General features: G+C 66.1%; 12 protein-coding genes. 6 read left to right on the top strand and 6 right to left on the bottom strand.

The genetic code is table 11. The features are described from left to right. The first annotated feature begins 130 nt into the window (after positions 1-130). Complete coding sequence (locus RM96_RS01850) at positions 131-1,729, top strand: GLUG motif-containing protein (protein WP_039007062.1); 1,599 nt, start codon at positions 131-133, stop codon at positions 1,727-1,729. A gap of 145 nt (positions 1,730-1,874) precedes the next feature. Here RM96_RS01850 and RM96_RS01845 read toward each other — a convergent pair whose 3' ends face one another. Then, positions 1,875-2,504 carry a c-type cytochrome gene (locus RM96_RS01845; protein ID WP_063925960.1) on the bottom strand — a complete coding sequence of 210 codons (630 nt, stop codon included), beginning with the start codon at positions 2,502-2,504 and terminating at the stop codon, positions 1,875-1,877. A gap of 20 nt (positions 2,505-2,524) precedes the next feature. After that, the gene (locus RM96_RS01840) at positions 2,525-4,255 is read right to left on the bottom strand and encodes a pyrroloquinoline quinone-dependent dehydrogenase (RefSeq protein ID WP_039007060.1); all 1,731 of its coding nucleotides are present in this window, start codon (positions 4,253-4,255) and stop codon (positions 2,525-2,527) included. A gap of 353 nt (positions 4,256-4,608) precedes the next feature. On the opposite strand from RM96_RS01840, the gene RM96_RS01835 reads away from it, so the two are divergent. After that, entirely contained in the window at positions 4,609-5,289 is a 681-nt protein-coding gene (locus RM96_RS01835; RefSeq protein ID WP_039007058.1) for an ankyrin repeat domain-containing protein, read from the top strand. A gap of 11 nt (positions 5,290-5,300) precedes the next feature. Here RM96_RS01835 and RM96_RS01830 read toward each other — a convergent pair whose 3' ends face one another. Together RM96_RS01830 and RM96_RS01825 are read right to left on the bottom strand one after the other, a co-directional pair. Next, a complete protein-coding gene (locus tag RM96_RS01830) occupies positions 5,301-6,374 on the bottom strand; it encodes a YVTN family beta-propeller repeat protein (RefSeq protein WP_039007056.1) in 1,074 nt (357 codons plus the stop codon). Between the two features lie 36 nt (positions 6,375-6,410). Next, the gene (locus RM96_RS01825; RefSeq protein ID WP_039007054.1) at positions 6,411-8,732 is read right to left on the bottom strand and encodes a TonB-dependent receptor; all 2,322 of its coding nucleotides are present in this window, start codon (positions 8,730-8,732) and stop codon (positions 6,411-6,413) included. A 201-nt stretch (positions 8,733-8,933) separates the two neighbouring features. On the opposite strand from RM96_RS01825, the gene RM96_RS01820 reads away from it, so the two are divergent. Next, the gene (locus RM96_RS01820; protein ID WP_039007053.1) at positions 8,934-9,695 is read left to right on the top strand and encodes an NADPH-dependent F420 reductase; all 762 of its coding nucleotides are present in this window, start codon (positions 8,934-8,936) and stop codon (positions 9,693-9,695) included. 7 nt (positions 9,696-9,702) lie between these two features. On the opposite strand, the gene RM96_RS01815 is transcribed toward RM96_RS01820, so the two are convergent. Beyond that, positions 9,703-10,092 (bottom strand): GNAT family N-acetyltransferase, encoded by a 390-nt coding sequence (locus tag RM96_RS01815; protein ID WP_039007051.1) that lies wholly within the window; start codon positions 10,090-10,092, stop codon positions 9,703-9,705. A gap of 187 nt (positions 10,093-10,279) precedes the next feature. Here RM96_RS01815 and RM96_RS01810 point away from each other — a divergent pair, with 187 nt between their 5' ends. Then, positions 10,280-11,767 (top strand): AMP nucleosidase, encoded by a 1,488-nt coding sequence (locus RM96_RS01810; protein WP_039007076.1) that lies wholly within the window; start codon positions 10,280-10,282, stop codon positions 11,765-11,767. Positions 11,768-11,826: 59 nt separating this feature from the next. Here RM96_RS01810 and RM96_RS01805 read toward each other — a convergent pair whose 3' ends face one another. Beyond that, positions 11,827-12,264, bottom strand: coding sequence for a universal stress protein (locus tag RM96_RS01805; protein WP_039007074.1), 438 nt, complete (start codon positions 12,262-12,264; stop codon positions 11,827-11,829). A gap of 191 nt (positions 12,265-12,455) precedes the next feature. On the opposite strand from RM96_RS01805, the gene RM96_RS39775 reads away from it, so the two are divergent. Then, positions 12,456-12,632 carry a hypothetical protein gene (locus RM96_RS39775; protein ID WP_238587035.1) on the top strand — a complete coding sequence of 59 codons (177 nt, stop codon included), beginning with the start codon at positions 12,456-12,458 and terminating at the stop codon, positions 12,630-12,632. Between the two features lie 204 nt (positions 12,633-12,836). Then, the gene (locus RM96_RS01795) at positions 12,837-13,169 is read left to right on the top strand and encodes a hypothetical protein (RefSeq protein ID WP_039007049.1); all 333 of its coding nucleotides are present in this window, start codon (positions 12,837-12,839) and stop codon (positions 13,167-13,169) included. Positions 13,170-13,182: the final 13 nt, after the last annotated feature.

Below are 13,182 nucleotides of genomic sequence, written 5' to 3'. Positions count from 1 at the left end.
CGTCAGCGCCCAGCCAGGCTGGTTCTTTCGGCGCAGATGGCACAGCACGATCCGAGCGCCGTGAATGAGCAAGGTGCGCAGGTAGGGGTCGCCGCGTTGATATGACTCCCGGTGTCAATTGCAATCGGTTTTGCTCGCCTTTGACGCCGTGGGCGGCAGCTTCCCCGACGGCAGCGGTACGTACGTGAGCGTGCTTGGGGATGACGGCGCGGTGCAGGCGCTGCCGCCCGCACCTGTGCGCCAGAACAGCCTGTTCGTGGCATGGAGCACGACCGAGGCCGGCGCGGGCGAACCCGTCAGTGTTGGCACCATCCTGCAGGACGGCAGCATCGTCTACGCGCGCTGGCAGGGCAGCTCCACCTACACGCTCGACGCCAATGGCGCCGGTGTCTTCGCCGGCGGCGGCACCACATTGACGGGCACCGTGAGCACCGGCACCGTGGTGGACCTGTCGCAGAACATCCCGACCATTACCGACACCGCGTACACCGCCTTCTATCGCTGGAACACGCGGCCCGACGGCAGCGGCACTTCGTACAGCCCGGCCGAGCTCGCGCAGTTCGCGGTCGTGCAGGACATCGTGCTGTACGCGATCTGGGACGGCGACGGCAGCGACGCAGCCCACGCCAAGCTGATCGATTCGGCGTCGGGATTCGATGCGATCCGCCTCGGGCTGGACAAGTCCTACAAGCTGGTAGCAGATATCGACCTGGGCAACTGGAACACCGGAGCGCCGGGCTCGGAATGCTCGAGCCGGACCATGGTGCACTGTGCCGACGGGCTGGGCTGGCTGCCGATCGGCAACCAGGGCGGCGCCGGGTTCTCGGGCCAGCTGGATGGCAATCGTCACACTATCAGCAGCCTGCGCATCGACCGGGGCGGCAGCATGGCGGTTGGCCTGTTTGGCGTGGCAAGCGGACGGATCAGCAATCTCGAGGTCCGCGTAGCCAGCCCGGGGATCATTGGCATGCGGGACGTCGGGGCGATCGCGGGCATCCTGGAGGAAGGCGCGGAGCTGCGCAACGTCGGGGTGACAACGCCGGCCGGCATTGCCGTGACGGCTACCGGCGGCGACGCAGGCGGGCTCGTTGGTGCCATGAACAAGAGCGCCATCTTCGGCAGCTATGCCTCCATCAGTGTGTTGTCGTCCCCTGGGCAGGCGGCGGTCGGCGGGCTGGTAGGCTACGCCACCGACAGCCAGATCACGGATAGCTACATGGCCATGGCCAACGTCCAGTCGTCGGGTCCGGACGTCAGCGGCAACCGCTTTGGCGGGCTGGTGGGCGCCGCCTATTCCACCGACATCCTCCGTTGCTACTCGGAATCCGGCGCCGCGGCGGAAGACGAGGTTGGCGGGCTGGTCGGCCTGATCAGTAACGGCAGCATCAGGGCCAGCGTGGCATCGGCGCCCAACATGGCGGGCGCTCCCGGCAAGACGGACGTCCATCGCATCGCCGGCAACCTGGCCACGGCAACGCTCTCCGGCAACCTGGCACGCGGCGACATGCACCTGACGACTACGCCGGTCAACGATCCCAATGGCCAGGACGGGCAGAGCACGAGGCTGTCCAACTTGCAGCAACAGCCGACGTATGAAGCGCTGGGCTGGTCATTCGGCAACAGCGATGCGGCACCGTGGGCGATGCCGGACAAGGCGGGGTTCCCCATGCTGTACTGGCAGAAGGCAAAGCCGGTGGTCAGCGGCGCGCAGCTGAACGGCAGGCACTGACGACGGGATCCCCGCTCTTGCGGGGATGACCAGACGGCCTGGAACCCATTTCACCATGAACGGGGTTCCAGGCCTGGTGGAAAGCTGACTGGCCGCAACACGCGGCCAGTTTCCGTTTGCGGCGCGCCCAGGATTCGGCAGGCCGTCAGTTCAGGTTGGTGATGTAGCTGGCCAGGTTCCTGATATCGTCGTCGCTCAGGTTGCGCGACACGCTCGTCATATTCCCCGCATCGTTCGTGCGCCGTCTGGCCCGGAAATCTTCCAGTTGGTTGACGATATACGCATAGTGCTGCCCGGCCACCCGCGGGATTTCGTTCTGCCCGGAGAATCCGCCAAGGTGGCACATCGTGCAAAGCACTTCCTCGGCCTTGCTGCGCCCTGCTGCGACGCGCGCTGAATCGACCTTGTAGGTCGAGGCCATCGGCTTCTGCGCGGAAAAGTAATCGGACAGGTCCAGCATGTCCTCTTTGGACAACGGCGCAGCCGCCGGCGATATGGCAGGGTGGCTGCGCCGTCCTTCCTTGAAATCACGCAGCTGCAGGTAGAGATAGCGGGCGGTCTGCCCCGCCAGTTGCGGATAGGCAGGATTGGTCGAATTGCCCTGCGGACCGTGACACGCCACGCATACCTGGGCCTTGGCCTGCCCGGCAGCAGCGTCGGCGCGGGCGTCAGCGCTCGCTGCCAACAGCGCCAGCAAGACAGGCACTGCGAACGCCACGACTGAGCGCCGCGCCGCAATGTTGCGGCGCGGACGGGTTGAGGCGGCTGCCGTCATCGGATTGGTTTGGGACGGCCTTACTGCACGGCGAAGACGAAGATGCTGTTGCCGCGCTTGAAGTCCAGCTGCGTATTTCCGCCGGCTGCGACGGCAATGTACTGCTTGCCGCCGACCGTATAGGACACCGGCGGCGAATTCACGCCGGCGCCGCACTGGAACTGCCACAGCATCTTGCCGTTGGCGGCGTCGAACGCCTTGAACAGGCCATTGCCTTCACCGGTGAACACAAGTCCGCCGGCCGTGGCCAGCACGCCGCCGATAAGCGGCTGCTCGGTCTTGTAGTCCCACGCCACCTTGCCGCTATCGATGTTGACCGCCGAGAGCTTGCCCCACTGCTGCTCGCTCGGGATGGTCTTGAACGCGCCGCCCAGCCACAGCTTGCCGCCCGGATAGGGGACATCTTCCACCTGGTAGGTCATCGGCTGATGCAGGTTGGCGGCATAGGCGAGCCGCATCTTGGGGTTGAATGCCATCGGCGACCACTCCACGCCGCCATTGGCGCCCGGCAGCATGCGCGCGCCCTGCGGCGTGGGCAGGGTCCACATGTTTTCCTGCGGGATCATCGCCTGCGAATAGCGGATCAGGCGGCCGTCGCGGCGGTCGTGCACATAGACGTGCCCGGTCTTGCCGCCGTGGATGACGCCCGGGATCATCTGGCCTTTTTCATCGCGCACATCGACCAGGATCGGCGGACTGACCGCGTCCAGGTCCCAGACATCATGGGCGATATATTGCGAATGCCACTTGTAGGCGCCGGTGTTCAGGTCGATCGCTACCAGTGAGTCGGTGTACAGGTTGTCTCCCGGGCGGATCGCGCCGTACAGGTCCGGCGATGGATTGCCGACCACGAAGATCACCAGCTTGTTGGCGCGGTCGACAGCCGGGGCCATCCACACGCCGCCGCCCAGCTTCTTGTAGAAGTCGCCGCCCTTGTCGGCCAGCATCTTCTTCTCTGCGGCGATGTCGCGCTTCATGTCGCGACCGGTGGCGTCCTTGGTGGCCCACACACCTTCATGTCCCTTCTCGGGGATGGTATAGAAGGTCCAGAGCAGCTTGCCGTCGCTGGCGCTGAACGCCTTGACGAAGCCGCGGATGCCGTACTCGCCGCCATTGGTGCCGATCAGGATCTTGTCGTCGATGACAACCGGCGCCATGGTCTCGGAGTAGCCGAGTTCAGGATCGGCGATCTGCGTTTCCCACAGCAGCTTGCCGGTCTTTGCATCGAGCGCGACCAGCTTGGCGTCGAGCGTGCCCATGTAGAGACGGTCGCCGCTGATGGCCACGCCTCGGTTGTTGGGGCCGCAGCAGAACGTGGTGATTGGCCCCATCTTGTGCTTGTAGTGCCAGAACTCCTTGCCCGTCACGGCGTCGATCGCATAGACGTGGTTGTAGGAGGTGGTCAGGAACATCACGCCATTGACCACGATCGGCGCAGTCTCCATGGACTCCATCACGGCCGTCTGGAATATGAAGGCGGGCCGCAGCTTCGCAACGTTCTTGGTGTTGATTTGCGCGGCCGGGTAATAGCGCGTCTGCACGTACGAGCCGTTGGAGTGCAGCCAGTCGTTGCCGTTGGAGCCCGCAGCATCGAGCTGCGCCTGCGTGACCGGGCGCAGTGCACTGGACATCGGCGCGCCGGGCGTGGTCGCACCGCCCTGGATTTCCTCGGCGCCGAGCGCGGCGGAAGCAGTGAAGGCAAGGAACAGCAGGGGGACGGCATGCCGGGAGAGGCGAGGGAGTGAGAGCATGGGACGCTCCTTATTCGATTCTTGTCGACCTGGCCGCTTGGGTGTGCGAAACGCGCAAGCCGGCGCGCATCGTTGCGACGCAAAGCAGGCCCTGCCGCGCGTCGAAGTGGCCCGAGGTGAAGTGCAGTATAGGCAAGAACCGAAGCAAAACAACCGGCACACGATGCGCGCTTTGCGCGATCCGAAGACAATGGCGAATCGGTGCATTGCAGCATGAAATGGCGGCTTGAATTTGTGCTTCGCACGCACCAGACTAAGCGGGCGGGCCAGTGCATGAGGCCGGGAACGACCTTGCATTGCAGTACCCGTCTTGCGCAACGCGCCGCGCTGGTTGGCATCGGAGGGAGCCGGAAATGAACCGCGATCTGCAGAGGATTTCAGTGGCGTGCCTGAGCGCGCTCGGCCTGCTCGCAGGCCTGGCACTTGCCGAAGACGACATCAGCGTGAACGCGCGGCTCCTTGCCTCGGCGCGCGCCGGGGACGAAGCCGGCGTACGCGGCGCACTGGAGCAGGGCGCCGCCGTGGACTCGCGCAACCGCATCGGCGATACGCCGTTGCTGAGCGCATCCAAGCGCGGCCTGACCGGCATGGCCCGCGCGCTGGTCGAGCACGGTGCCAATGTCAGCCAGCAAAACCTGCAGGGCGTCACGCCGCTGATGGCGGCCGCCTTCGGCGGCTACCAGGAAATCACCGCGATGCTGCTGGCGCGCCATGCCGAACTGAACGCTACTGACCGCGTCAGCAAGACCGCCATGATCTACGCAGCGGGAGAGGGCCGCACGGCGGTGGTAAAGCAGCTGCTCGATGCAGGTGTCGATATCAATGCACGCTACGCGCATGGCCTGACGGCGCTGATGTGGGCGGCCGGCTACGACAAGAGCGAAGTCGTGCAGTTGCTGCTCGCGCGCGGCGCCGATGCCTCGATGCGCGATGACCGAGGCCTGAGCGCGCGCGAGATTGCCGAGCACGCGGGCGCGAAGAACGTGGTGGCTACCCTGGCGGGCAGCCAGGCCGCAGCGGCGCCGGCGAAGTAGCGGCGCTCCGCTCAGGGCGAATCGATCGAACCCACGCTTCTCGGGTACGTCACGATGCCCCAGCTCAGCGGCAGGCCATCGAGCTGCCGCACTGGCTGGTAGGTGCGCGCGTCGAATACATACACGGCATTGGAGCGCCCGCAGGCCACCAGCAGCCGCGCGTCGTCCGGCGTGAAGCTGAAATGCCAGCAGCGCTTGCCTACCGCGATGTCGGCCAGCGACGCGAAGGTCTGCGCGTCGAACACCTGCAGCGTGTCGGCGCGCGATGCGGCGACAAAGAGCCGCGCACCGGCGTGGTCGAACGCCACGCCGTAGGGCCCGGTGCGCGTCGGCACGGTGCGCAGCATGCGGAAGTCCGTGGCATCTAGTACGGCGAACGCGTTGGCCGATTCCAGCGTCACCACGTAGCGGCTGCCGTCCGGGCTCGCCTTGATCCCGCGCGGACGCGAGCCGGCGGGCATCGGCAGCACCTTCACCTGCCTGCCGCTGGCTTTGTCGTAGACGGTGACCGTATCGTCGCCTTCGTTGGTGACCAGCATCAGCCGGCCATCGCGGGAGAACTCGATGCCTTCGGTTTCCAGCCCGCTGCGGATGGTGCGGCTGACGCGCCAGTCTTTCAGGTCGACCACGGCGATTTCCGCCGGCAGGGGTTTGTCGTCATCCCCTTTGCCTTTCGCTGTGGGCGGTGGCGCGGCGCCGGGCGGGCCAGAGCGCTCGCCGGGTTCGTAGGTGACGAAGGCCTGGCTGCCGGACACGCGCACGAACTCGGGGTTCTGTCCGATCGGCACGCGCCGCACCAGCTGGCCTGACGCGATGTCGATCACGGCCAGGTCGCCGGTGTCCTTGTTGGCCGCCAGCAGGTATTTGCCATCCGCGGTCACGCCCAGTCCGCGCGGCCCCTTGCCACCGGCCGGGAGGCTGGCCATGACTTCGAGGCGGTCCAGGTCGATCACGGCAATGCCGCCGCCTTCGGTCGATACGTAGGCCTGCGCCGCATTGGCTGCGGCCGGGCACGCCAGTGCCAGCACTGCGGCGGCCAGCAGATGCCGCGGACGGCGGGGAAGGCGGGGAAAATGCGAAATCATGGTGTCTCCTCGTTGCTCGAATTCATGGTTGGCCGCTCAGCGTCCGTCCCATTCATAGCGCACGCCGACCAGGAACAGCCGGGGCGCGCCCGGCGCGACAAAGCGCTCGACGGGTACGACCGCGCCTGGTTGCAGCAGCGTGCCACCTGGGAACAGGTTGAAACCCGCCTGGCCGTAGGTCTCGTAGCGGCGATCGAACAGATTGTCGATGCGCCCATAGAGTTGCCAGCGCGGCGAGAACTGCCAGCTCGCGCGCAGGTTCAGCAGCAGGTAGCCGGCGGTGCGGGCGAGGCCCGAGTCTTGCGCGTTAAGCGCGCCGTCCTCATTGCCCGCCACCGGGCGCGACGACGACACGATCACGTCGCCGCCCACGCTGACGGTGGCAGTCGCGCGCCAGTCGGCCGCCAGCTTGAAGCTGTGCAGCGGGATCCCTGCCATGCGCGTGCCCGGATGCACCGCAACCGGCGCGGCGAACGGCGCTTGCAACTGGCCGTCCGCCTGATAGGTCGCTTGCGTATAGCTGTAGCCCGCGCGCAGCATCAGCCGGCCCAGCCGCTGGCGCAAGCCGAGTTCCAGGCCCTGGTTGCGCGTCTTCGGGAAATTCGAGAAAAACCCGAGCGGGCTGAACGGCGAGCGCTGGAAGATGATGTCGTCGGTGTTGTTGCTGCGGTACAGCGCCAGGGTCAGTTCCGTGGTGTCGGCCGGCTGCCAGCGTCCGCCCAGCTCCAGCGTGCGCGTGACCACCTGGCGCAGGAAAGGATCGGCCTGCAGGCCGGTCGGGAGCTGGCACGCGTTGGCCGGGTCCGCGCAACCCAGCTCGATCGCGGTCGGCATGCGCGTGCCCTGCGATGCCGAGCCGAAGATCGTCAGGCGGTCAGACAACTGGTGCGCTATCCCCGCCGACGGATTGATCCGCGAGAAGCTGAAGCGTTCGTCCGACTGCGAAGGCGCGCCCAGCACCGTATGCCGGCGTCCGTCGTTCCAGCGGGCCGCCAGCGTCAGGAAGCTGTGAGGAAGCAGGCGGATGGTGTCGGTGGCATACAGCCCGACGGTGCTGTCGTGGCCGTCCAGCGAAGCGGTTGTGACCACCGGCACGCCGGGATCGCCCTGCGCGGTGCGCGCAGCGTCGAAGCTGGCCAGCTGCGTAGTCTGCGTGTAGCGCGACTGGTTCAGGTCCAGCGCCGCACCCAGCGCGAAGCGGTGCGTCTCGCCATCATGCGACCACTGCGCCGACACGCCGTAGCTGGTCTCGCGCACCGCGGAAGAATTGAGTACGGCACTGGCCGGCGCTTCGTCCGCTTCGCAGCCTGCGGTGCCGGCGGCGCCCTGGCAGCCGAGCAGGGTGTCGAGGTAGTCGTCGTGGATATCGCCGCTGTTGGCCCGCGAGCGCGTGCTGCGCACGTAGGCGGTGAGTTGCAGCTGGTCCTGTGCATTGAACTGGTGTGCGCCGTTGAGCGTCAGCTGGAGCGATTTCACGCGTGTGACATCCGGTGCCGTATAGAAGGCGTGGCGGTCGGGGCCGTAGATGCTGTCGGGTGTCAGCCCGTTGCCCGACAGCCGGCTGTTGCTGCCGAGCAGGCTGAGGCTCCATTGGGTGGCGCTGGTCGAGCGGCCCAGCTTGAAGAAGAGATTGCCGAGATCGCTGTCGGAGCGGTCGCGCCAGCCATCCTCGCGCCAGCCGGTGCCGGCGAAGTAGGCGTGCCAGCCATCGCCCAGGGACTTGCCCGCGCTGACATCGAGCCGCGCGCGGCCATAGCTGCCAATGCTGAGGTCCGTCTCCACCCCCTGGTGCGTCTCGCCGGACTTGGTCACCAGCGCCAGTGCGCCGCCCAGCGTGTTGAGCCCATAGAGCGGGTTGCTGCCCGGCACCAGCGTTACCGTGCTGATCGCGGCCTCCGGAATGCCGGCCCAGTTGACGATATCGCCCAGCGCCGCGTTCTGGCGCACGCCGTCCAGGTACAGCGACAGTCCTTGCGCAGAACCCAGGGTGGGCGAGAGCCGGTAGCCGCGATAAAGGATGTCCTGCGCGAACGGATTGCCCTGCGCGTCGTTGACCACGATCCCGTTCATGTTCTCCACCAGGAAGGACGCGAAGCTGGCAGGCTTGGCGCGTTCGAGGTCGCCGTCGGTGGCAGTCTGGACGTTGGCGGGAAAAGCCTGACGCTCGACGGTGAAGCCGGGCAATGGCGTGGGGGCCACGACGGTAACCTCCTGCAGGTTGCGGACCTGGTCGGCCGGGCCGCCCGCGTCAGGCTGGCCCGCCTGCTGCGCTGCGGCAGGCATTGCCGCCGCCAGCGCAACCGCGACCATCCCCGGCGCATGCCGGGACGGGCGGGTGCGGCGTCGGGCCTGGGCCATGGGGTTCCCTTCTCGCGCCGCATCGCGCGGGCGGCAGTGATGGAGACTTCTTGAAGTGGCGCAAATGCTACCTAAATCTAGCGCAGCGTGCTGGCGGCGCCAAGTGCGATTGCCCGGTTAGTCATTTTTTCGCCTAGAGTTTCTTGGGCGGCGTGTGCGGCGGGAGGCCTTGCGCCGTGCAGCAAACCTTGGGGAGCGCATATGCAAGAGCCAGGAGATGTCGTCGATCCCGACCGTCGCGGCATGCTGGGAGTGTGTGCACTGACTGTCCTGGTGCTGGCCCTGCCGCCGCTGACAGCCTGCGCGCAGCGAACGGCCGCGGCCGGGAACGCGGGGCCGGCGCGCATCGGCGTGATTGGCTCCGGGCGCATCGGCGGGACCGTTGGCGGGCTCTGGGTCAAGGCGGGGCACCCGGTCCTGTTCTCGTCACGGCATCCGGAATCGCTCAAGCCGCTGGTCGAAGGCCTCGGCCCGCTGGCGCGCTCGGGCACGGTGGCGGAGGCGATCGCCTTTGCCGACGTGCTGTTCCTCGCCACGCCTTACGGCGCGCTGCCGCAACTCAGCCAGGAAAACGCCGGGGCGTGGTCAGGCAAGATCGTGCTGGATGCCACCAACGCCATCGCCCAGCGAGACGGCGCCATTGCCGACGAAGCCCAGCGCAACGGCATTGGCATTACCACGGCGAAGTACCTGCGCGGCGCGCGCGTGGTGCGGGCGTTCAATTTCATGGGCGCGACGAACTTTGCCAATGAGCATCACCGGCCCGGCGGTCTGATCGCCGTGCCGATTGCCGGCGACGACCAGGCGGCGCTGCAGGTCGCTGCGCAACTGGTGCGGGATGCGGGGTTTGAACCGGTGGTGGTCGGGCCGCTGGCCAGCGCTGACAAGTTCGCGCCGGGCGGGCCGCTGTTCCGGCAGATTGGCACTGCCGAGGAATTTCGCAGGAAGATGAGCGGGCAGTAGTGCCGGATCAGGGCCGGCGGCGCTCCATCGCCACCATCGACGGCGTGAAGCCGAGCTGCCCGAAGAAGGCCGCTTCCGACGAGCGCGCGGCGCGCAGTACCCAGGTGATATCGGGATCGGTGCCCATGATATGCCGCACCAGCGCCCGGCCGATGCCGCGCCGCCGGTGGCTGGTGGCTACTGCCACCATCGACAGGAAGCCGTCGGAGACGTCGTCGCACAGCGCCCGGGCGAAGCCGACGATCTCGCCCTTGTCCACCGCCACGACCACGCGCTGGGAATTGGCCACCAGCCGCGCGAACCGTTCCGCGTTGCCGACCCGGTTCTCCCAGCCATTGGCCATCAGTAGCTGTCTGGCTGCCTCGATGTCTTCAGGCAACAGATTACGGATTTCCATCGGCGGCTCCCCCCAGTCAAGCGTGTACGGCCCCTCGCCGCCCCTTGCCACCGGGGGCGCCGCGAGTCGAGTACGGCACGGGAATCCCGGCCGCGCAATTGGCGGAGTGTAGCGAGCGGGCGCGGGCGCGTCAATTTGCTGCGGCACGACAGGGGTGGCGACACCGCTGGCGCTGCAGCGCGGTATCATGGCCTCCATGAATGCCTCGATCTTCTCTTCCGCCCATCCGGCCGATCAGCTGGCCGAGTTTTCCGACACCGACGCGGCGCTGGCGCGCATCCGCGAGATCTACGATGCGTCGGTCGGCGCCGTGCGAGCGCGCTTCGATGCATTCGCCAGCGGCAAGCCGCTGCCGTCGGCCGCCCACGCCTGCTATCCGTACCTCGGCATCTCGGTCAACATCGAAACCATGGTGACCGACAGCCGGCCGTCCTGGGGCACGGTGGCGTACCCGGGCGTCTATGGCACGACCGTGACCCGGCCAGACCTGCTGTCGGACTACTATCGCGACCAGATCGACCGCCTGATGCGCTATCACCGGGTGCCGGTGGTGGTGGGGCTGAGCCGCCGCCCGATCCCGCTGCCGTTCGTGATCGAGGCCTCGACCACCGACATCAGCTATACCCAGGCGCGCGAGTTGGAAGCCTCGTTCGTGCTGCCCGAGCTGAGCCGCATCGACGATTCGATTGCCAACGGCACCTTCGAGCCGGTCCCCGGCGAGGCCTGGCCGCTGTCGATGTTCCCGGCCGAGCGGGTCGACCTGGCGCTGCAGCGGCTGTACCACTACACCGGCACGGCACCGCAGCATTTCCAGCGCTTCGTGCTGTTTACGAATTACCAGCGTTATGTCGACGAGTTCGTGACGCTGGGCCGCTCGCTGATGGCCAGCAGCGACGGCGGCGGCTACACGCGCTTTGTCGAGCCCGGCGATGTGGCGCAGGAACTCGGCGCCGCCGAACCCGACGATGCTGCCCGCCCCCGTGCATTGCCGCAGATGCCGGCCTACCACCTAGTACGCGGCGACAAGCTCGGCGTGACGCTGGTAAACATCGGCGTCGGCCCGTCCAACGCCAAGACCATGACCGACCACCTGGCCGTGCTGCGCCCGCATTGCTGGCTGATGGTGGGGCACTGCGGCGGCCTGCGCCGCTCGCAGCAGCTCGGCGACTACGTGCTGGCCCACGCCTATGTGCGCGACGACCACGTGCTCGACCATGACCTGCCGCCCTGGGTGCCCGTGCCGCCCATCGCCGAGATACAGGTGGCATTGCAGGAAGCCGTGGCGCGCGTGACGGGCCTGTCCGGCAACGAGATGAAGACGCGCATGCGCACCGGCACGGTGGTCTCCACCGATGATCGCAACTGGGAGCTGAAGTCCAAGTCGCTGTACGCCCGCTTCAACCAGTCACGCGCGATTGCCATCGACATGGAAAGCGCGGCCGTGGCCGCCAATGGCTTCCGCCTGCGCGTACCCTACGGCACCTTGCTGTGCGTGTCCGACAAGCCCCTGCATGGCGAGCTGAAGCTGCGCGGCATGGCCAACGCCTTTTATCGCCAGCGCGTCAGCCAGCATATGACGATCGGCCTGGAAGCCATCCGCATCCTGCGCGAGAACGGCGTCGAGCAGCTGCATTCACGCAAGCTGCGCAGCTTCGACGAGCCTGCCTTCCGATAGTGTCCTGTCCCGCAAATGCAATTGATATCAAGCTATTTGCGGGAAAGGACACTTGTCCACTAGCGAAACACGAAAACCGGGATTCGGCAATGCGTCAGGACTTTCTGGGTTTCGCTGCCGATCAGTAGCCCCTGAAGGCCGGCTCGGCCATGCGACGCCATGACAATGAGGTCACAGTTGCGTTCCTCTCCGGTCCGAATGATCGCCTCATAGGGGTGATCGTGGGTAACGCTGATCGTCTCGCATGCTACCGCCGCTTCCTGAGCCGCTTGTGCGACCACCGCCAGATACCGCTCCGCATGCATTTCGGCAAGTTGTGCGTAGCGTTCCTGGCTATCCTCCAGCATGTCAACCCGATGCGTGAAGACATGGAATTCCGGGATGACATGCAATCCAGTGATCCTCGCCTCAAATGCCTTGGCGAGTGTCACGGCCATGCGAACGGCGGCGTCGGAGAGTACCGATCCATCGGTAGGCACCAGGATATGCTTAAACATGTTGGCCTCCTCGTGGCTGGCCGGGCCATCCGCCTCGGCCCACTGCCACACGCTGCGAACTTAATGGTATGACAATCACTCTCCATGGGCGCATACGAAAAATTTCTTCAGCCCAATATGCGAATCCCTGTGCAGCTTTATGAGGGCGAGCCCGTCACAATCGCATTCCCCCTGTGGTCGAGCTAACCATCGTGTCCACGCCGCAGGGCCTGCGCGAGCATGAATTCGCTACCTTCAAGACGGCCACGCTCGAGAACGGCATGAAAGTTCTGGTTCCTCAGTTCATCAAGGAAGGCGATACGGTGCGAATCGAGGTCGCTTCAGGAAAATACATGGAGCGGGTAAGGCGAGGGACGCGAAAGTCGTGACTCCAGTGCCGGGCAGTACCGTATCCCGCACCTGTCCTTCACTATGCGCCTTGTGTGTGCTTATTATGCAAGTACGCGCATGCCATACATGACGCGTAATCTTTAGTGGTCGCTCAGGGGTTGATCATGCACAAGCCACCCAAACTGGATTTGGGCAGGACGCGGAAAAGCGAATCACCGCATCGGTCGCATGCCAATCGCGTCATGCCCAGCATCCTGGATCCGATCGAACCGGAAGAGGTATGGGAAGACATCGAACAGGCCATCGAGCAGATCGTCGAACGCGTGGTGGAGCCGATCGACGTTCCCCATGGCCACCAGCCGGATGATGACGATGCGCCCGAGGAAGGCCGGAACGAAATCACCCGCGCTGCGGAGAGTATCCCCGCGGACAGTCCGGCGGACCGGGCGGATCATAGCGCAGTACGGGAAGAGCACCCGCCAATCCCGCCAAGCATCGATGACGTCCTGGACCAGGACCTGATCCCCGACCCGAAGTACGGCCCGCGGCACGCCAGGAAGACGGGCAAGCGATAGCCCTCTTCGGCGC

This window comes from Cupriavidus sp. IDO (assembly GCF_000812465.1).
Taxonomy (GTDB): domain Bacteria; phylum Pseudomonadota; class Gammaproteobacteria; order Burkholderiales; family Burkholderiaceae; genus Cupriavidus.
Note: the sequence above shows the minus strand (reverse complement) of the source record. Positions and strands in the feature narration are given on the sequence as shown.

Excerpts from the sequence above, each read along its gene's own strand:
- RM96_RS01845 (WP_063925960.1), bottom strand. The coding sequence starts at position 2,504 with ATGACGGCAGCCGCCTCAACCCGTCCGCGCCGCAACATTGCGGCGCGG.
- RM96_RS01815 (WP_039007051.1), bottom strand. The coding sequence starts at position 10,092 with ATGGAAATCCGTAATCTGTTGCCTGAAGACATCGAGGCAGCCAGACAG.
- RM96_RS01830 (WP_039007056.1), bottom strand. The coding sequence starts at position 6,374 with ATGATTTCGCATTTTCCCCGCCTTCCCCGCCGTCCGCGGCATCTGCTG.
- RM96_RS01805 (WP_039007074.1), bottom strand. The coding sequence starts at position 12,264 with ATGTTTAAGCATATCCTGGTGCCTACCGATGGATCGGTACTCTCCGAC.
- RM96_RS01840 (WP_039007060.1), bottom strand. The coding sequence starts at position 4,255 with ATGCTCTCACTCCCTCGCCTCTCCCGGCATGCCGTCCCCCTGCTGTTC.
- RM96_RS01835 (WP_039007058.1), top strand. The coding sequence starts at position 4,609 with ATGAACCGCGATCTGCAGAGGATTTCAGTGGCGTGCCTGAGCGCGCTC.
- RM96_RS01810 (WP_039007076.1), top strand. The coding sequence starts at position 10,280 with ATGGCCTCCATGAATGCCTCGATCTTCTCTTCCGCCCATCCGGCCGAT.
- RM96_RS01795 (WP_039007049.1), top strand. The coding sequence starts at position 12,837 with ATGCCCAGCATCCTGGATCCGATCGAACCGGAAGAGGTATGGGAAGAC.
- RM96_RS01825 (WP_039007054.1), bottom strand. The coding sequence starts at position 8,732 with ATGGCCCAGGCCCGACGCCGCACCCGCCCGTCCCGGCATGCGCCGGGG.
- RM96_RS01820 (WP_039007053.1), top strand. The coding sequence starts at position 8,934 with ATGCAAGAGCCAGGAGATGTCGTCGATCCCGACCGTCGCGGCATGCTG.